The following is a 16,961-nucleotide window of genomic DNA, read 5'->3' as shown; positions in this document are numbered from 1 at the left end:
TTATTGTGATTCTCTCGCAGCCCAGTCAGAGAGCACGCTCTGCAGGGTATCCGTGATGTGTACGCCGGGTTTCCACCCGGTCTCTCTTTGCAACTTGTCGGAGCTACCGACAACCCGACGCTGTTCGGCTCGCCGCATGCGAGCCGGGTCCTGCACCAGTTCCACCTCCACCCCCGCCAAACGGGCCATCTCCGCGATCATGTCGCGCACCTTGCGCTCCTGGCCGGAGCACACGTTGTAGACCTCGCCACTCACTCCCTTGTCCAGCAGTAGCAGGTACGCTTCGATGACATCGCGAACATCGAGAAAGTCCCGCGTCACATCGATATCGCCCACCTCCAGGCGTGGTGGCTGCAAGCCATGGCACACCCGTACCAACTGCCTGGCCATACTGGAAATCACGAACGACTCGCTCTGCCCCGCGCCTATGTGGTTGAACGGGCGCGCCACCATAATGCGCCAAGGCTCGGCGTAGCTCCACTGCTGGCAGAGCAGTTCGGCGGAAACCTTGCTGACCGCGTAAGGATTGCGCGGACGCGGTGCCAGAGCCTCCGCGATGGGCATATGCGCCTCGTCCACCTGGCCATACACGTCGCCCGAGCTGACGTAGAGAAAGGTGCCGCTGAAGCCTCTGCGCTTGAGTGCCTGCAGCAGGTTGAGGGTACCGAGCAGATTGACTTGCAGAGTGCGCGCAGGATCGCGGAAAGCCTCGGGCACGAAGGTCTGGCCAGCCAGGTGGATGACTGCATCGGGACAGTCGGCGGCCAGCCATGCATCGAGCGTTGCCGCATCGGTCAGATCGTGGGGCTGCGTCGCCATCAGCTGCCAGCCGCCAACTGCTGGCTCCTGCAGGCGCGCCTCGAGATGCTGCCCTACGAAGCCGCCCAAGCCTGTAACGAGTAACTTTCTCACCTCACCTCCAGTTCCGCTCGGTAGCGTCCCAGCCTCAACCGTTGAAGCGCGACGACAGCAAAGTTTTCAGCCTGCCCCTGCCAGCGGTTAACAGCCTGACCACGGACCACAGCCGGCTGCCGTATATCGCCGCCAACTGGGCCTCTGCCGTCTCTGCCCGCTGACGCATGGCGGTCAGTTGATCCTGCGCTTGATCCGCCTCTGTCAGCGGGTGGCTCAGGCGATGACCGCGGCACAGCTGGAACTCATCCAGAATGTTTGGCGGCAAGGCCAGCGGAACCAGCAATTCGTGGCGTTCCGCGGCGACGTAGTAACGATTGATCCCATCGCACAGCGCCGGTTCATACCCAGCCTGCAGAATCAGCGCCTCCCATTCGGGCGTCTTGTCGAAGGCGGACTCGATCAGAATGATCCACGGCCGCCAGCGTTGAAAATCCATGCCTTGCAGCACATTGCGCTCGAAACCCTCGACATCGATCTTGAGGAAATGAAAGGGCGCGGCGACAGGCAGGTATTGATCGCAGATGTCCACCAGCCGTTTCGTCTGCACCGTACGCCGCAGGAAAGGAATGCCTTCGGCCTGTTGCAGTTCCGCCATCTCATGGCTCAGGGTCGAAAGACCGGTATCTGCCGACTCGAAGAAGACCAACTCGCCTTCCTGATCGCCCACCGCCACACACAGGTTGGTGTCTTGCGGGCGCTCATCGCACAGGGCCTGGTAATAGTGCCGGACCGGTTCGATATTGATGCCACGCCAGCCTCGTTCATACAGCGAACGGGTCACCGAATCGAGAGTGGGGTGGTTGGCCCCTACGTCGACGTAATGGCCAGGGCCGAACAGCTTGAGGGCGCGCCAAAGCATCACGTCCTCGAAGTTCTGGGCGTAGGAAATGAATTGCGGGGAGACGAAGTCCTGATTATTCATGGATTCCACTGTTTATTGAGGCCTGACCGGTTCAGACATATCCACGACGCTATCGCGCCCACCCCTGATTCTTCGCGCGACTCGCTTTCCATGGTCGCGCAATGGAATCTCCAGCAGGCGATAGTTCAACTCACTCAACACCACAATTAGCAGACAAGCCGTAATTACGAAGGGATAGAAGAAGTCGCCATTAAAACCTTGCGCCGCCGCATCCGTACGAAACCAGAGTTCTCGCGTGAAATAAAAAGCCGGTATATGAATCAGGTAGATGCCATAGGATCGTGCGCCCAGCCAAATCAGTAGGCTCGAGAGCGGCTTGGGGAAACCCAGATAGCTCCTGTCGTAGGATGCCACCCAGACAAGCACAGCAGAAACCAGTGCAATCATGCCGATTTTGCTGTCAACGCCGCGTAATTGGTCCGATCCCAGTACCCAAAGACAGAGCAGCGCCACCAGAACCACAACCAGCCCGCATTTATACCGCCCAAGAAAATTTGGCTTGAAAAGCCAATATGATGAATGCTGTGTCCATAACGCCAAAAGCACTCCTAGCGCCAATGCATCGGTACGAAAGAACATCAATGTAGGTGTACGCACCAAGAAAAACTGAAACAGCACCAACAAGATCATGACGTGCAGCAGATAGCGGCGCACCAAGAGAATCAGCAGAGGGAACAACAGGTAAAACTGCTCTTCCAGCGAAAGACTCCAGTAAACGAAACTCGCTCCATAGGGCCATTGCATAAAGGCCTCGGCCAAGCGGAAGTTGGCCACCTGCAATACCCCGGCAACCGTTGCCTCCAGATTAGTGCGGAACGAACCGAATGCGCCGGTCTGATTAAAAGCTAGCGAGGCAATCAACATCACCAGCAGCCATAGCCATGCCGATGGCAGCAGTCGCCAAGCTCGACGAACCCAGAAGGCCAGAACCATGCGCGTAGTCGCCTCGCCACGCGGCACCGTCAGCAGCTGCGGCACGAGATCACGCGCGATCACAAAGCCAGAGATAGCGAAGAACAGATCCACTCCGACCCAGCCACTGAAGTAGCTGTAGAACCGCTCCATATTGGGCGTGTCCCAAGTAAACAGGTTGTCGGCGGCGTGGTGGAAGACCACCATCAACACCGCGACGCCACGCAGGATTTCAATATCGCCGATACGGGTTCTCATTGGGTAACGGCTGCCTCAGGGCTTGCGCGCAATTACAACTTGGCTTTTCGGCATAACCGCATCCAATGCCGCCTTGATGCGCGGCCCGGCAGGCAGCGACAACAGCGTCGACCAGGTCTGCGACCAGTTTTCCAGCAGCGGATGCCAGGGTGGGCTGAGCGGTTGGTTCTCACAGGCCCAGTACAGCGACCACCACACGGCGTGATAGAAACCGTACTGCATGCTGCTCTCCACGCTCAGCCCCGCCTCCAGCGCCAGTTGCTCCAGTTCGCCGCGCTTGAAGATACGAATATGGTTGGGCCGTTCGAAATAGACCGGGGGCGCGATGTGCTTCTGTACGCCTTCGATGACCTCGTCCGGTACCGTCAGCAGAAACAGTGCGCCCGGTCTGGCGACGCGCACCAGTTCGGCCATGAACTGGGCGGGATCCTCGACATGCTCGAGCACCTCCATGGCCACGACCCGGCTGATCACGCCATCGGCCAGCGGTATGGGATTGGCATCGGTCACCAGCGTACGAACGCTGCGCGCGCCCTCTTTCTCCAGCCGCGCGCGGGCGGTTTCGAGCTTGTCGGCAGCGACGTCGGCAAGAATGATCTCGGCCCCCTGGCGGGCACTGAAAAGCGCGTAGCCCCCCTCACCACAGCCGATATCGAGCACGACATCCTCGGCGGTGATCGCAAAGCCGCGGACCAGTTCGCCGGTGTCGTTCTGCAACCAGCCGCTCTGGTGAATATCGATCAACCCGATATCGATTTCGGGCTCACTTGCCGCCGGTAGGGCGGTCTCGCACGGAACCGCAGGCTCTGGCTCGCTGACGGGGGAAATGAGGCGTTTCAAGCGATTCAGCATGGAGACTTCCTGTTTCGGCCGAGGGCCGTACATGCAGTGTTCAATAGGGCTTACGCGCGACGATGACCTGGCTCTTGGGCAACAAACGATCCAGGTGCTGCTTGATCGGCGCGAAATCCGGCATCTGGATCAGGCGATGCCAGAGACTGGCCCAGTCATCCAGCAGGGGCGAATAGGGCGGATGCACCACATCGTGGGTTTCCCCGGCCAGCTCCCGCCCGGAGGCTCGCAGCTGCGACCAGTAGATGAGCATCCACATGCTCCAGTAGAAACCATAGGAAGAGCGGCGCTCGACCACCAATCCGGCATCCTCCACCAACTTAGCGAATGCCTCGCGCTCGAAGATGTGGATGTGATTCGGCTGGCGGAAGTAATGCGCCGGAGCGCAGTCAAGCTGCACTTTTTCACCTTCCGCATCGGGCACGGCCAGGAGATAGAGCGCCCCCGGCTGCCCTACTCGTACCAGTTCGCGCAGCACCGCAGCCGGATCGTCCACATGCTCGAGCATTTCCAGCGCGATGATTCGCGTCGCGTAATGGTTGTCCAGCGGCAGCGGCATGCTGTCCGACACCAGCCCTTCGATGGCCCGCGCGGGCGTGCTCGCGAGCTTGGCGCGCAACGCCTCGATCTTTTCGGCCACCACATCGGTGAACACCACATGGGCACCCCGATTGGCACAGAACAGGGTCGCGCCGCCGGCACCACAACCGACATCCAGGACGACGTCCTGATCACCCACCGGGAACCCGGAGAACAGCTCATCGCTGTGATTCTGGAACCAGCCACTCTGTACCGCGTCGACCAAGCCGCAGTCGCGCGAATCCACGTAGCCTGGCATCGCTGTATCCGCTGCCGCAGGTGCCGATACGGCCGCATGCTTGGCAGCTCGGCCCCGCCACCAGCCCAATAGCCTTTTCATGCCGACAGCTCCTGTTCCCGACACAGGAATGCCGATAACTTGCCCATGGCCGCCTGCCGCGAACAATGCTCACGCATGCGCTCGATCGCATGGCGAGATAACCGTTGATAACGCTGTGGGTCCGTCTTGATGCACTCATAGGCGGCCCGATAGGCATCGCGCAGCGATGCCCAGTCGATCTGATGGCGCTGGGTGCGGTAGGCCAGCCGCGGGTCGTGCGACCAGGCAGTGGAGTCCAGCCAGCTGTCGACCACGAAGGCCACCTGCTCGTCGATGTAGTCGACCATCGCCGAATGCCGCGGCGAAATCGCCGGCTTGCCGCAGGACAGGAATTCCATCAGCGGCAGGCACTGCCCCTCGCCGTGGGAAGCGTTGACGGCGAATGCGCTGGCGCGGATCAGGGTGTCGAAGTCACCGCCCTCCAGGTAGCCGTGCAGCAGCACCACACGACAGCTGAACCTGGGCATGCGCGCCATCCAGATCAGCATGTCGTGCATGGCCGACAGGTACTCGTGGTGCCCCAGCTTGAACACCAGGGTGGCGTCGGGCGTATCGCGAAATGCCGCGCAGAAGGCGGTCAGCATGTCGGCCCAGTTCTTGCGCCCGTCATAGGGGTTGAACAGCGCGGTGAAGATCACCCCGGACAGCTGCAGCTCCGACTCGCCGGGCTGCCAATCGGGCATCTTCGGCGTGACACCTTTGGCCGCAGGATGCGGCGGTTCGACGGTATTGCGCGGCTCCAGGGGCGTATCGGGGCTCTCCGCCACCAGCTCGACCAATGGCTCTGCCCGCCCCGGCAGAAAAGGCAGCAGCGGCTGCAGCACCTTCAGGTACCACTCGCCCAGGTAACGCCGAGTGATGCGATACCGCGACTGCCGGCGGCCGGCCGGCGGCTCGACCGCCACACTGCCGCCTTGCGCGCGCGCCATGGCGTTCTCGTGCTCGCGGATCGCCTGCACCACCCGCGCAGTGGCGTCTGGACCGAAGATATAGGGGCTCAGCGCGGGGTCGCGGCTGTCCACCACCACGCCCGAGCGCACGCGAATGCTCACGCCGTCTGCAAGGGGCAACGACCCCGGCTGTGCGCGCAGCGCGGCGAACTTGTCCCAGACCGGCGAGGGCACCGAAACGATCGGAAAATCCGCGCCCATCTCCCGACGCACCGCCGCGACGATCATCTGCGAGTGGGTGATGGCGCTGCCGCAGATCTTCAGCACGTGCCGCCAATCCTGCTGCGGCTCATCCAGCCAGGACTCGTTGGGAATGCTGTCGAATTCCCAGGCGAACACCGGAACGGTCGGACAGCGCAGCTGCAGGGGAGTCTTGTGCGGCGGCGAGAAAGACAGGAACAGGCACCGCTCGCCGGCGGCGCGCGCTTCGTCGTACAGCCGGTCGACCTCCTGCTCGGGATCTTCGACCACCAGAACTTCGCCCAGCGCCTGCAGCACCGGCAGGAAGTCGCGCAGGACGAAGTAGTAACTGTACTCCGGCAGGCCCATGCTGCTGGCGATCTTCGCCGCGCTCACTTGCGAATAGACCAGGAATCTCATAGCACTGCACTCCCCGCACAACCCAGCTCGGCCTGCGCCGATTGCGTCGCGGCAATCCGTTCGAGAAACGCGCCAAGCGGCCCGGCCACCCGCTCGATGGAGGCGAACGCCTGCATCCGCGCATCGGCCTGTCGCGCCATCTCGCGATAACGCTCGGGTTCGTCCTTGGCCACCCGATAGCTGTGTCGGTAGGCCTCGACCAGCGACTGCCAGTTCAGCCGATGGCGATGGGTCATGAAGATCCCGGTCGGATCGTGCGGCCAGCAGAAGGGTTCCAGCGCGCACTTCACCAGGAACGCCAGCCGCTCGTCGACATAGTCGGCCATGGCCGTGTGGGTCGGCGCGATGGCCGGCTTGCCGGCACTGAGAAACTCCATCAGCGGCAGGCACAGGCCCTCGCCGGAGGAAGCGTTGACGTAGTAGCTGGAGGCCTCGATCAGTTGCCGATACTGCTGGTCCTCAAGAAAGCCGTGCAACACGACTACCCGGCAACTGAAGGGCGCCAGGCGCGACAGCAGGGTCATCAGAACGATGCGGTAGTACTCGAGATCGTGGTGGGTCATCTTCACGATCAGCGTGGCATCGTCGCGATCCTTGAAGGCCCAGCAGAATGCGGTGATCAGCTCGACCCAGTTCTTGCGGCTGTCGGCCGGGTTGAGCACGGTGGTGTAGACCACACCGGTCACACTGATCGGCACGGCCGGCGGCGCGCTCGCGGGAGCGGGTGGAGCGTCTTGCGGCTGGGGCGTATCGACCGCCAATGCGGGCAGACCGACCTCCCGCCACCAGCCCCTGGCGAGCGCCTTGGTCTCGCGCCAGGCGAGACTGAAACGGTCGTCACGCAACGGTTTGGATGTGGGCGCTTGCGCGACGGGCGCGGGCTCGGCAACCGCCGGTTTACGTACCAGGCCGTCCGCCGACAGCCCCAGCGTCGGACTGTCGATCACCAGACCGGCAAACGGGAACTGGCGTTCGCCCAGCTGCGGACTGCTGCGCACTGTCGCCGGGTCACCGCGATAGCGATCCCAGACCGGCGCCGGCAGGGCGACGACCGGGTAATCGGGCGACATGGCATCTTCAACCAGGGCCGCGGCTTCGCGACTGGTGCTGATGGCACCCTGCAGATGGGCGAATGCGTAGCGCCAGTCATTCTGCGGATTGCCCTCCCAGGCCACCGACGGAAGGCTGTCGAACTCCCAGGCGAACACGCTGAGGGTCGGACAACTCAGTCCCAATGGAGCCTGGTGCGGCGGGCTGAAACTGAGGAACACCACGGTTTCACCGGCCGCACGGTGCTGCGCGGCGAGCTGCTCGATCTCGGCCAGGCGGTGAACGACCTGCACCCGCCCCAGGCGTTCGAGCACCGGGAGGAAATCCTTCATCAGGAAGAAGTAGCTGTATTCGGGTTTGCCGAGAGAACCGTGGATACTGGCCTGATCGATTTTCGATGCCACAAGGATGATCATGACGCGAGAACAACCCCACTAACACGGGCCATGGCCCGGAATGCGCATTTAATTGTTATTGGTGACACATCTGCAGAGCTGCCGGAGACGATCCACTCCGACTGAAGGCGAGAGTCTTCGCACGATGGCGGCATTTTACTTAGCAATACCTGCTTTTTATGCTCGAAGAGCATCTCAGCCTTTGTCATCCGACGCAATCGTGGCGCGGTGAAATTCCTCTGAAAGACGCGCCAGCAGAACGCCAGCAACTGGTCGGCGCAAGCGCCCCTGAGCTAGGCTTGTTATTCCGGCCGCAGGCCCTCTGCACCGCCCATCTCGCCCGTTGAGGAATATCCCATGACCGCCTTCCGCATCCTGAGCGCCGCCACCCTCCTGGCGCTGGCCACCAGCGCCTCCGCCACCAGCTTCGTGGTCACCACCGACGCCATCGTCAGCGGCGTCGCCGCGACCAGCGAGGCCACCTCGGATATCAGTTCCTCGCTGCGCGACGACAAGGTCGTGCTCGCCGCCCGTGACGATGCCGCCAGCTTCGTCGCCAGCGCCGGCGAGATCCGCGGTGTGCAGCTGGAGGCGGCGCTGCTGCATATCCGCAGCCAGGTGCCGGCGCTGGCGGCGGCCGACGATCTGCAGCTGGCCGAAGCCATCCTCAGCCTCTGATGCATCCCTGGTAACGCCGGCCGGCCCAGTTGCTGACCGGCGCGCGCCGGCCCCGTAAACTGCACGGGCATACCCGCCCGCCTGCGGAACCCCAACCGCGCGGGCTCGTCCAACCGTCCATTCGCCGTTTGCGGAGTTTCTCCATGCGTCATTCGCTTCTCGTCCTCGCCACCGCCTGTGCCCTGTTCAGCGGCCTCGCCCAGGCGCAAACCGTGGTCGCCACCAGCAATATCATCGTCCGCGCCCTGGATCGCAGCATCGACTTCACCTCCGATACCACCACCTCGCTGCGCGACATGAAGCTGGTGGTGCAGGCCCGCGACGACGCCGCCAGCTTCGTCGCCAGCGCCGGCGAGATCCGCGGCGCGCAGCTGGAGGCGGCGCTGCTGGCGATCCGCACGCAACTGCCGCAAGCGCGCAGCGCCAGCGACCTGCAACTGGCCGAAGCCATTCTCGCCCTGTGAGGTCCCTGCGCGCCTGGTGCTGCGCCGCGCTGCTGGCGCTCAGCGGCGGCGTCCAGGCCGAGCTGCGCCTGGTGCTGGAGCACGACCAGCTGAGCGCCGCCGAGCGCCAGGCCAGCCAGGCGCTGCTCGACGACGCCCTGGCCACCCTGCCGCCGAGCTTCGTCCAGCGCCTGGCGCGCAGCGTGAAGGTCGCCTGGCGCGACGACCTGCCGGCCAACGCCTACGGCCGCGTCGGGCGCTGGTCCGGCATCGAGCTCAATGCCAGCCTGCTGCCGGCGCTGACCGACGGCACGGCCGCCACGACGCAGACCGGACGCGTACACGGCAGCCAGCGCCGCGAACTGCTCGCCACCCTGATCCACGAGCTGACTCACCTCTACGACCGCGCCCAACTCTGGCCCGCGGCGCAGCGCCGGCAACTGCAGCGCTGCCGGCAACGCGCCGAGTCGCGGGGCCTGGTCGGCCTGCCGGACAGCTGTCGCGGGCAGACTGCGCGGCGCTTCACCCTCAGCGACGACCCGCGTCTGCTCGACCTGGCCGGCTGGGCGCAGCAGGTCGGCCGGCGCGGCGCGCGCGAGCAGGACAACGGCCAGGTCGCGCGCAGCCCGGACGTCTACGAGCTGAGCCGGCCGCTGGAGTTCGTCGCGGTCAACCTCGAGTATTTCCTCCTCGACCCCGGCTACGCCTGCCGTAGGCCGTCGCTGGCGCGCTACTTTCGCGAGCATTTCGCCTGGGCGCCGGCGCAGGCTGACTGCGCCGGCGGTCATGCCTACCTCAACGCCGGCCGCGACTTCGCCCGCCAGCCGCTGGGCCGCCTCGATCCCGAGCGGGTCTATGCGGTCGACTACCTGCTGGCCGAGGCCAACCAGCAATGGATGAGCCGCTGGGGCCACAGCATGCTGCGCCTGGTGGTGTGCGCGCCGGGCCGGCCGCGCGGCCCCGACTGCCGGCTGGATCTCGACCAGCACCTGGTGCTGTCCTACCGCGCCTTCGTCGGCGACCTGCAGCTGTCGAGCTGGGACGGCCTGACCGGCGTCTACCCCTCGCGGCTGTTCGTCCTGCCGCTGGAGCAGGTGGTCGAGGAGTACACCAAGGTCGAGCTGCGCAGCCTGGCCTCGGTGCCGCTCAAGCTGTCGCGCGACGAACTGGAACAGCTGGTCGCGCGCGCCGTCGAGCAGCACTGGAGCTACGACGGCGACTACTACTTCATCTCCAACAACTGCGCGGTGGAGACCCTCAAGCTGCTGCGCAGCGGCACCGCGCATCCCGATCTGCAGGCGCTCGACAGCATCCTGCCCAACGGCCTGCTGCAACTGCTGGCGGCGCGCGGCCTGGCCGACACCGCGGTGCTCGACGATCCCCGCGAGGCGCTGCGCCTGGGCTATCGCTTCGATTCGTTCCGCGAGCGCTACCAGGCCATGTTCGCCGTGCTGCGCCAGCGCCTGCCGATCGCCCAGGACAACGTCGAGGCCTGGCTGGAACAGCCCGCCAGCGCACGCCGTGACTGGTTCGCCGAGGCCGACCTGCGCGCCAGCGCCGCCCTGCTGCTGCTGGAACAGGCGGCCCTGCGCCGCCAGCTGCTGCTGGCCCAGGACGAGCTCAAGCGCCGCTACCTGAGCGGCCGCGCCGCCGGCGACCCGAACCTGGACAAGGCCGGTGCGGCGCTGGAGCAGATACTGGCCGGCAGCGGCTTTCTCAGCCGCCCGGCCGAGCTGCTCGACGGCGGCTACGGCCTGCCCCAGGCCGGCGAATGGCACAGCCTGGAAACCCAGAGCCGGCAGCGCCAGCAGCAACTGCGTCAGCTCAGCGACGAGCTCGACGCGGAAGTGCGCAAGCTGCTGGCGCCCGCGCGCCTGGCCGAGCTGCAGGCCAACGAGGCCAACCTGGTGGCCCTCGGCGCGCACCTGCGCAAGTTGCACCAAGACAGCGGCGGCCTGCAGTTGCCCTGAGTTATACGGCCAGGAATCTGGTGCGCGCAGCCCGGGCGGCCCCGCGATACCCCGCACCCGCGACCGGCTAGAGAATCTCCTCGTCTTCCTCCGGCAACTGCGGGTCGACGCTCAACCAGGGCAGCCGGCTGCGCACCCAGATATGCCGATCCGCCGGCGCCCGCTCGGGCTGGTCGAGGCAGGCCACGCTGATATCCAGGCTGTGCGGGCTGAGCGCGCTGAACAGGGTCAGCTGGGCACCGCAGTGAGGGCAGAAGCTGCGCGTGCAGGTCGGCGTGCTGGCGTACTCGGCGGGCGTGCCGCGCAGCCAGCGGAAACTGCTCAGCGGCACCGTCAGCCAGGTAACCAGGATGCCGCCGCTGCTGCGCCGGCAATCCGCGCAATGGCAGTGGGCGATATCCGCGAGCGGGGCGTCGAAGACGTAGCGCAGCTGGCCGCAATGGCAGCCGCCCTGGTGCGAGGCGGGCATGGCAGGAACTCCGCGAAGGGCTCGCCAGCAGTCTAGACTCTGACGATCACCTCAACGCCCCGGGTTGCCCATGCGCACCTTGCTCCTGCCCCTGCTGCTGGTCGCCACGGCCCTGCTCGCCGAGCAGGACGAGCGCGCCTGCATCGACTGGCTGCAGCGCTGGCAACTGGAGCTGCCGGCGCAGTTCGCCGGCTGCGCCGAGGAGGGCGACGGCGCGGCGCTGTACCGGGTCGCCGCCGGCCAGGCCGAGGCCCTGGAAGCCCTGCTGATCCGCCAGTTCGGCATGGCGCCGCTGGAGTTCCGCGGCTCGGACTGGGAGCCGGCGCGCCCCGGCTACCGCCGCACGGCGGACGGCGAGCACCGCATCGTCCTGCACTCGACGCCGACCCTGGCCAACCGCCGCGAGGACTGGGAACGGCTCGACTTTCACCTGCGCATCAGCGCCCTGCCGCCGAGCTGAAGGCTTGCGCCGAGGCGTGCAGCTGGTCGACTATCGCCGCTTTGCCCATGGAAAAAGCTGCCGTGATCGACCTGTTGCTGGCCCTCTGGCCGTTGTTCGCCATGATAGTCGCCGGCTACTGGCTGCGCCTGCGCGACTTCCCCAGCGAGACGTTCTGGCCCGGCGCCGAGCGCCTCAACTACTTCATCCTGTTCCCCGCCCTGCTGTTCTCCAGCCTGGCCCAGGCGCCGCTGAGCAACCCGGCGCTGCCGCGCCTGGCGCTGGCGGTACTGCTCGGCCTCGGCATCGCCTGGTTCGCCCTGCTGCTGCTGCGCCGCCTGCGCGGCTGGCCGGCCGGGCGTTTCGGCGCCTTCACCCAGGGCATCCTGCGCTTCAACACCTACCTGGGCCTGGCCGCGGTGGGTAGCCTGTTCGGCCAGGAGGGGCTGACCCTCGCTACGCTGATGCTGGCGCTGATGGTGCCGACGGTGAACGTGCTGTCGGTCTGGTCGCTGACCGCCGAGCGCGGCGTCAGCGCGCGCGGCCTGCTGCTGCCGATCGCCAAGAACCCGCTGATTCTCGCCTGCGTCGGTGGCGCCCTGGTCAACCTCGCCGGCATCGGCCTGCCCGGCGGCAGCGATCGCCTGCTCGGCCTGCTGGCTGCCGCCAGCCTGCCGCTGGGCCTGCTCTGCGTCGGCGCGGCGCTCAAACCCGAGCAGCTCGGCGGGGAAATTCCGGCACTGGGGTGGAACAGCGCCCTGCGCCTGCTGGCCATGCCGCTGCTGGCCTGGACGGTGGCCTGGGCGCTGGCCCTGCCGGCGATGGAGAGCGCCGTGCTGGTGCTGTTCTTCGCCCTACCCACCGCGCCGACGGCCTATGTGCTGACCCGCCAGCTGGGCGGCGACAGCCAGCTGATGGCCGGCATCATCACCCTGCAGACGCTGCTGGCGGCGGGCAGCCTGGTGGCGATCATGGCGCTGCTGGGCTGAACTCAGGCGGCTGCAGATAGGCCTCAAGCAGGCGCTGGTAGGCGCCGCTGGCCTGCAAGGCGGCCAGGCCGAGGTCGAACTCGGCGATCAGCTCGGCGCCGCGCGGATGGTTGCGCGGCACGATCAGGTGCAGGGTGCTGTTGCCGAACACCCCCTGCGAGCGGTGGAAGCGGCTCGCCGGCGCCCCGGTGGCGCGCAGGGCGCTCTCGCCCAGGCGGCGGTCGGCGATGAACAGGTCGTCGCGCGCCAGCAGCAGCAGGCGCGCGCACTCGTTGAGGCCGAGCGGCGAATGGCGGGTGAGCAGGCCCTGGTCGAGCAATGCCTGGATCGGCGCCGGCGGCTGCCAGCCGAGCGGGTAGCACAGGCGCTTGCCGGCCAGGCGCGACAAATCCGCCACCTCGATGGCATCGCCGGCGCGACTGAACAGGTGCTGTTCGGCGACGAACAGCGGCGCCGAGTAGAGGAATTCCGCCTGGCGCTGGGCGCCGGGGACATAGGGGAAAGTGGCGTCGTAGTCGCCGCGCAGGGTCTTCAGGTAACCGCGCTTCCACGGCTGCCACGCCAGCGTGGCGGACAGCTCGCGCTCGGCCAGGGCGGCGTGCACTACCTGGGTCAGCAGGCCGCCGCCGGGCAGGCTCTGGCCGGTGAAGGGCGCGTAATCGTCGCCGGTCACCAGGCGCAGCTCGGCCGCCCAGGCGGCGCCGCTCAGCGCCAGCCCCAGAAGCAGGCCCGCCCGCCATTTTCCCGCCATCGATCCCCAGCCTTAGCGTCGGCCCAGCGCCCGAACGCAACGAATTCGCTCCAGTGGCCATAGTGTAGAGGCCGCTAGGTTAACCAGTGCCCGCTCACCGCGCGACTGGCGCAACGACGATTTCCGGCCGATGCTAAGTACAAGCCGGATAAAACATTTCTCGCCGGCCGGCTACGCAACCTGCGTCGCGATCACGACCGATCGCCAGCGGGCTCGCAAGGGGGAGCCGCCTTATGCTGACCCTGCTCAATCTGTTGTCCGCCATCGCCCTGCTGGTCTGGGGCACCCACATCGTGCGTACCGGCATCCTGCGGGTATACGGCTCGCACCTGCGCAAGATCCTCAGCCACAACGTCGGCCGCCGGCCGCTGGCCTTCGCCGCCGGCATCGGCGTCACCGCGCTGGTGCAGAGCAGCAACGCCACCGCGCTGCTGGTCACCTCCTTCGTCGCCCAGGGCCTGATGGCGCTGGCGCCGGGGCTGGCGATCATGCTCGGCGCCGACGTCGGCACCGCGCTGATGGCGCGGGTGCTGACCCTCGACCTGAGCTGGCTGAGCCCGCTGCTGATCTTCCTCGGGGTGATCTTCTTCCTCTCGCGACGGCAGACCCGCGCCGGCCAGCTCGGCCGCGTGGCCATCGGCCTGGGCCTGATGCTGCTGGCGCTGGAGCTGATCGTCGCCGCCGCCACGCCGATCACCGAGGCACGCGGCATCCGCGTGCTGTTCGCCTCGCTGACCGGCGACCTGCTGCTCGACGCCCTGGTCGGCGCGCTGTTCGCCCTGCTCACCTACTCCAGCCTGGCCGCCGTGCTGCTCACCGCGACCCTGGCCGGCGCCGGGCTGATCAGCCTGCCGGTGGCCATCGGCCTGGTGATCGGCGCCAACATCGGCAGCGGTCTGCTGGCCTTTCTCACCAGCAGCCTGCAGACCCCGGCCGGTCGCCGCGTGGCGCTGGGCAGCCTGATCTACAAGCTGATCGGCCTGCTGCTGGTGCTGCCGCTGCTGCAACCTCTGGCCAGCTGGCTGGACGGCCTGGACTGGCGTCCGGCCGAGCTGGTGATCTTCTTCCACCTGCTCTACAACGGTTTGCGCGCCCTGCTGATGCTGCCCACCGTGGGCTGGATGGCGCGCTTCTGCAACTGGCTGATGCCGGACCGCGCCGAAGAGGCCGGCATCGCCCGCGCGCGCCATCTGGACGCCACGGCGCTGGCCACGCCGAGCCTGGCACTGGCCAATGCGGTGCGCGAAACGCTGCGCATCGGCGACCTGATCGAGGCCATGCTCGGCCACCTGCTGCCGGTGCTGGAACACAACCAGCCGGCGACGAGCAAGGAGCTGCGCCTGCTTAACGACGACGTCGCCAGCCTGTGCCGGGCGGTCAAGCTGTACCTGGCGCAGATCCCGCGCGAGGCGATGAGCGAACACGAGAGCCGGCGCTGGGCCGAAGTGCTCGAGCTGGCGGTGAACCTGGAGCAGGCCGGCGAGCTGATCGAACGCATGCTCGGCAAGATCCAGAACGAGAAGACCGCGCAGCGCCGGGCCTTCTCCGACAAGGGCCTGGAGGAGCTGACCAGCCTGCACGGACAGCTGATGGCCAACCTGCGCCTGGGCCTCAACGTGTTCCTCAGCGCCGATCACGCCAGCGCCAGCCAGCTGCTGCGCGAGAAACGCCGCTTCCGCGCCCAGGAGCGGCGCCTGGCCCATGCGCATATCGGCCGCCTGCAGCGTCAAGTCGTACAGAGCATCGAGACCAGCTCGCTGCACCTGGAGTTGATCGCCGACATGAAGCGCCTCAATTCGCTGTTCTGCTCCAGCGCCTACGTGGTGCTGGAGGGCGGCGAGACCGGCGCGCTGCAGCTCGAAGAAGGCGGCGAATAGCCCCCCGCCTCAGTCCGCGTCGGCGGCGCGCGCGGCCGGCGCCGGCTCCACCCCGCGCCAGGCGTACCAGGCGAAGAACAGCGCCATCAGCAGGTAGCCGTGGACGAAGTCCGGCGCGGCATACCAGGCCAGCTTGGGCGCGTGCATCAGGCCGACGCAGGCCATGGCCGCGGCGACCAGGGCGAAGGCGGTGGCCTGGCGGAACTGACGGTCGATCACCGCCACGCACATGGCGCCGAGCAGGATGGCGCTGAACATGGCGCCCTGGCCGAGGGCGCCGATGGCCGTGGAGATGCCTTGCACCACCTCCGGCGCGCCGCGGTTGAAGCGGGTCATCAGGTAGTTGGCGAAGTACGGCAGCATGGCCAGGGCCACCGCCGGGTAGTAACGGGCGTGGTTGCTGTTGAAGGCGGTGGCGATCATCGACATGCCGACGAACACCAGGATCGGCGCCACCACCGCCACCGGGATCAGCGCGGCGATAAAGGCGATCAGGCCGAACATGGTGGCCAGGCCATAGACCGCGCCGTTGAGCAGGCTGTAGCCGCGCCCGGCGCCCATCCATTTCGAGCCCACGGTGGCGATGTACACCGTGGTCGGGAACACCCCGCCGAACAGCGCACCGAGCAGGGTGCCGACGCCGTCCACCGCCTGGCATTCACGCACGCTGTAGCGGTCGCCGGCGGCGCTCATGGCCTCGACGTTGTTCATGGTCTCGATGGCGTTGTACAGGGTGATCGGCAGGATCACCGTCATCAGCGCCAGCATGCTGGTGAACAGCAGGCCCAGGCCCTCGTACCAGGCCAGGTTGGGCAGCAGCGGGTAGAAACCCAGGTGGGTGAAGGCGTCGCCGAACTTGCCGCTGTCGGCGGCGCCGACCAGGTAGGCCAGCGCGGTGCCGACGACGATGGCGAACAGCGAGGCCGGCAGGCGCAACGGCATGCTGATGCGCGCCACCAGGCCGACCAGGGTGATGGCCAGCACCAGCAGGCCGATCATGGGAATTTCCAGGGTCTTGAACAGCATCTCGCCGGCGATGAAGGTCAGCGCCACCCCGGCCACCGCGCCGAGCATGGCCGGGCGCGGCAGATGGCGTTGCACCCAGTTGCCGATCAGGCTGATCGCCGCCTCGATCGCGCCGCTGATCAGGCAGGCCGCCACCGCCACCTTCCAGGCCAGCTCGGCGTCGCCGGTGAGCTGCTTCGCCGGCAGCAGCACGCCGAACAGGAAGACGAACATCACCGGGGTACTGATGCCGTAGGACAGCGCGGTGACGTCGGCGCGGTTCTCCTTGCGGGCCAGGCGCGCGGCGCTCCAGGCGTAGTAGAAGTTGCCGGCCATCACCGCCACCGCCGCACCGGGCAACACCTGGCCGAACACGATCTCGGCGGGAAAACCCATGCCCAGCATGCTGATGGCGATGATCACGAAGTTGGCGATGTTGTTCTGGAACAGGGCGAAGAAGGCGTCGGTGTCCTCCTTCTTGTACCAGGGGTAATGCACACGCGGCGTCGACATGGCGGGCGGAATCCTTGTTGTCCGAATGGTCAGGTCGGCGAGTCTAGCAACCCG

At 66.5% G+C, this 16,961-nt stretch carries 16 protein-coding genes; 6 read left to right on the top strand and 10 right to left on the bottom strand.

The window, feature by feature from the left end:
• From ACW9UL_RS00740 to ACW9UL_RS00710, 7 genes are read right to left on the bottom strand one after another with little or no spacing between them, the layout of a single operon-like run.
• Window positions 1-912 (bottom strand): GDP-mannose 4,6-dehydratase, encoded by a 912-nt coding sequence (locus ACW9UL_RS00740; protein ID WP_457788529.1) that lies wholly within the window; start codon window positions 910-912, stop codon window positions 1-3.
• 34 nt (window positions 913-946) lie between these two features.
• Window positions 947-1,837, bottom strand: a complete 891-nt coding sequence (locus ACW9UL_RS00735; protein ID WP_457788528.1) for an FkbM family methyltransferase — start codon at window positions 1,835-1,837, stop codon at window positions 947-949.
• A gap of 12 nt (window positions 1,838-1,849) precedes the next feature.
• Window positions 1,850-3,007, bottom strand: a complete 1,158-nt coding sequence (locus tag ACW9UL_RS00730) for an acyltransferase family protein (protein ID WP_457788527.1) — start codon at window positions 3,005-3,007, stop codon at window positions 1,850-1,852.
• Between the two features lie 15 nt (window positions 3,008-3,022).
• Window positions 3,023-3,859, bottom strand: coding sequence for a class I SAM-dependent methyltransferase (locus ACW9UL_RS00725; protein ID WP_457788526.1), 837 nt, complete (start codon window positions 3,857-3,859; stop codon window positions 3,023-3,025).
• Between the two features lie 40 nt (window positions 3,860-3,899).
• Window positions 3,900-4,778 carry a class I SAM-dependent methyltransferase gene (locus ACW9UL_RS00720; RefSeq protein WP_457788525.1) on the bottom strand — a complete coding sequence of 293 codons (879 nt, stop codon included), beginning with the start codon at window positions 4,776-4,778 and terminating at the stop codon, window positions 3,900-3,902.
• Window positions 4,775-6,328, bottom strand: a complete 1,554-nt coding sequence (locus tag ACW9UL_RS00715; protein WP_457788524.1) for a glycosyltransferase family protein — start codon at window positions 6,326-6,328, stop codon at window positions 4,775-4,777. The genes ACW9UL_RS00720 and ACW9UL_RS00715 overlap by 4 nt, the downstream gene beginning before the upstream one ends.
• Window positions 6,325-7,794 (bottom strand): glycosyltransferase family protein, encoded by a 1,470-nt coding sequence (locus ACW9UL_RS00710; RefSeq protein WP_457788523.1) that lies wholly within the window; start codon window positions 7,792-7,794, stop codon window positions 6,325-6,327. The genes ACW9UL_RS00715 and ACW9UL_RS00710 overlap by 4 nt, the downstream gene beginning before the upstream one ends.
• A 336-nt stretch (window positions 7,795-8,130) precedes the next feature.
• Between ACW9UL_RS00710 and ACW9UL_RS00705 the strand changes: the two genes are divergently transcribed.
• The 3 genes from ACW9UL_RS00705 to ACW9UL_RS00695 all read left to right on the top strand — a co-directional run bounded on the left by ACW9UL_RS00705 (window position 8,131) and on the right by ACW9UL_RS00695 (window position 10,864).
• Complete coding sequence (locus tag ACW9UL_RS00705; RefSeq protein ID WP_457788522.1) at window positions 8,131-8,451, top strand: DUF2388 domain-containing protein; 321 nt, start codon at window positions 8,131-8,133, stop codon at window positions 8,449-8,451.
• Window positions 8,452-8,594: 143 nt separating this feature from the next.
• Entirely contained in the window at window positions 8,595-8,915 is a 321-nt protein-coding gene (locus tag ACW9UL_RS00700) for a DUF2388 domain-containing protein (RefSeq protein ID WP_122109995.1), read from the top strand.
• A complete protein-coding gene (locus ACW9UL_RS00695) occupies window positions 8,912-10,864 on the top strand; it encodes a DUF7844 domain-containing protein (protein WP_457788521.1) in 1,953 nt (650 codons plus the stop codon). Before ACW9UL_RS00700 ends, ACW9UL_RS00695 begins: the two co-directional genes overlap by 4 nt.
• A gap of 67 nt (window positions 10,865-10,931) precedes the next feature.
• On the opposite strand, the gene ACW9UL_RS00690 is transcribed toward ACW9UL_RS00695, so the two are convergent.
• Window positions 10,932-11,333 (bottom strand): GFA family protein, encoded by a 402-nt coding sequence (locus tag ACW9UL_RS00690; protein ID WP_021444852.1) that lies wholly within the window; start codon window positions 11,331-11,333, stop codon window positions 10,932-10,934.
• 70 nt (window positions 11,334-11,403) lie between these two features.
• Here ACW9UL_RS00690 and ACW9UL_RS00685 point away from each other — a divergent pair, with 70 nt between their 5' ends.
• Together ACW9UL_RS00685 and ACW9UL_RS00680 are read left to right on the top strand one after the other, a co-directional pair.
• Window positions 11,404-11,793 (top strand): hypothetical protein, encoded by a 390-nt coding sequence (locus ACW9UL_RS00685; protein WP_457788520.1) that lies wholly within the window; start codon window positions 11,404-11,406, stop codon window positions 11,791-11,793.
• A 47-nt stretch (window positions 11,794-11,840) separates the two neighbouring features.
• Window positions 11,841-12,761, top strand: a complete 921-nt coding sequence (locus ACW9UL_RS00680) for an AEC family transporter (RefSeq protein ID WP_457788519.1) — start codon at window positions 11,841-11,843, stop codon at window positions 12,759-12,761.
• Here ACW9UL_RS00680 and ACW9UL_RS00675 read toward each other — a convergent pair.
• Window positions 12,742-13,512, bottom strand: coding sequence for a substrate-binding periplasmic protein (locus ACW9UL_RS00675; RefSeq protein ID WP_457788518.1), 771 nt, complete (start codon window positions 13,510-13,512; stop codon window positions 12,742-12,744). The genes ACW9UL_RS00680 and ACW9UL_RS00675 overlap by 20 nt on opposite strands.
• 233 nt (window positions 13,513-13,745) lie before the next feature.
• Between ACW9UL_RS00675 and ACW9UL_RS00670 the strand changes: the two genes are divergently transcribed.
• Entirely contained in the window at window positions 13,746-15,389 is a 1,644-nt protein-coding gene (locus tag ACW9UL_RS00670) for a Na/Pi cotransporter family protein (RefSeq protein WP_457788517.1), read from the top strand.
• A gap of 9 nt (window positions 15,390-15,398) precedes the next feature.
• On the opposite strand, the gene ACW9UL_RS00665 is transcribed toward ACW9UL_RS00670, so the two are convergent.
• Entirely contained in the window at window positions 15,399-16,907 is a 1,509-nt protein-coding gene (locus ACW9UL_RS00665) for an NCS2 family permease (protein WP_457788516.1), read from the bottom strand.
• Between the last annotated feature and the right edge of the window lie 54 nt (window positions 16,908-16,961).

Source organism: Pseudomonas sp. PL-6 (assembly GCF_054110165.1).
Note: the sequence above shows the minus strand (reverse complement) of the source record. Positions and strands in the feature narration are given on the sequence as shown.

Bases quoted from the DNA above. Each gene is read 5' to 3' on its own strand.
- ACW9UL_RS00705 (WP_457788522.1), top strand. From the start codon at position 8,131: ATGACCGCCTTCCGCATCCTGAGCGCCGCCACCCTCCTGGCGCTGGCC.
- ACW9UL_RS00725 (WP_457788526.1), bottom strand. From the start codon at position 3,859: ATGCTGAATCGCTTGAAACGCCTCATTTCCCCCGTCAGCGAGCCAGAG.
- ACW9UL_RS00700 (WP_122109995.1), top strand. From the start codon at position 8,595: ATGCGTCATTCGCTTCTCGTCCTCGCCACCGCCTGTGCCCTGTTCAGC.
- ACW9UL_RS00665 (WP_457788516.1), bottom strand. From the start codon at position 16,907: ATGTCGACGCCGCGTGTGCATTACCCCTGGTACAAGAAGGAGGACACC.
- ACW9UL_RS00675 (WP_457788518.1), bottom strand. From the start codon at position 13,512: ATGGCGGGAAAATGGCGGGCGGGCCTGCTTCTGGGGCTGGCGCTGAGC.
- ACW9UL_RS00685 (WP_457788520.1), top strand. From the start codon at position 11,404: ATGCGCACCTTGCTCCTGCCCCTGCTGCTGGTCGCCACGGCCCTGCTC.
- ACW9UL_RS00680 (WP_457788519.1), top strand. From the start codon at position 11,841: ATGGAAAAAGCTGCCGTGATCGACCTGTTGCTGGCCCTCTGGCCGTTG.
- ACW9UL_RS00715 (WP_457788524.1), bottom strand. From the start codon at position 6,328: ATGAGATTCCTGGTCTATTCGCAAGTGAGCGCGGCGAAGATCGCCAGC.
- ACW9UL_RS00710 (WP_457788523.1), bottom strand. From the start codon at position 7,794: ATGATCATCCTTGTGGCATCGAAAATCGATCAGGCCAGTATCCACGGT.
- ACW9UL_RS00690 (WP_021444852.1), bottom strand. From the start codon at position 11,333: ATGCCCGCCTCGCACCAGGGCGGCTGCCATTGCGGCCAGCTGCGCTAC.
- ACW9UL_RS00670 (WP_457788517.1), top strand. From the start codon at position 13,746: ATGCTGACCCTGCTCAATCTGTTGTCCGCCATCGCCCTGCTGGTCTGG.
- ACW9UL_RS00735 (WP_457788528.1), bottom strand. From the start codon at position 1,837: ATGAATAATCAGGACTTCGTCTCCCCGCAATTCATTTCCTACGCCCAG.
- ACW9UL_RS00730 (WP_457788527.1), bottom strand. From the start codon at position 3,007: ATGAGAACCCGTATCGGCGATATTGAAATCCTGCGTGGCGTCGCGGTG.
- ACW9UL_RS00720 (WP_457788525.1), bottom strand. From the start codon at position 4,778: ATGAAAAGGCTATTGGGCTGGTGGCGGGGCCGAGCTGCCAAGCATGCG.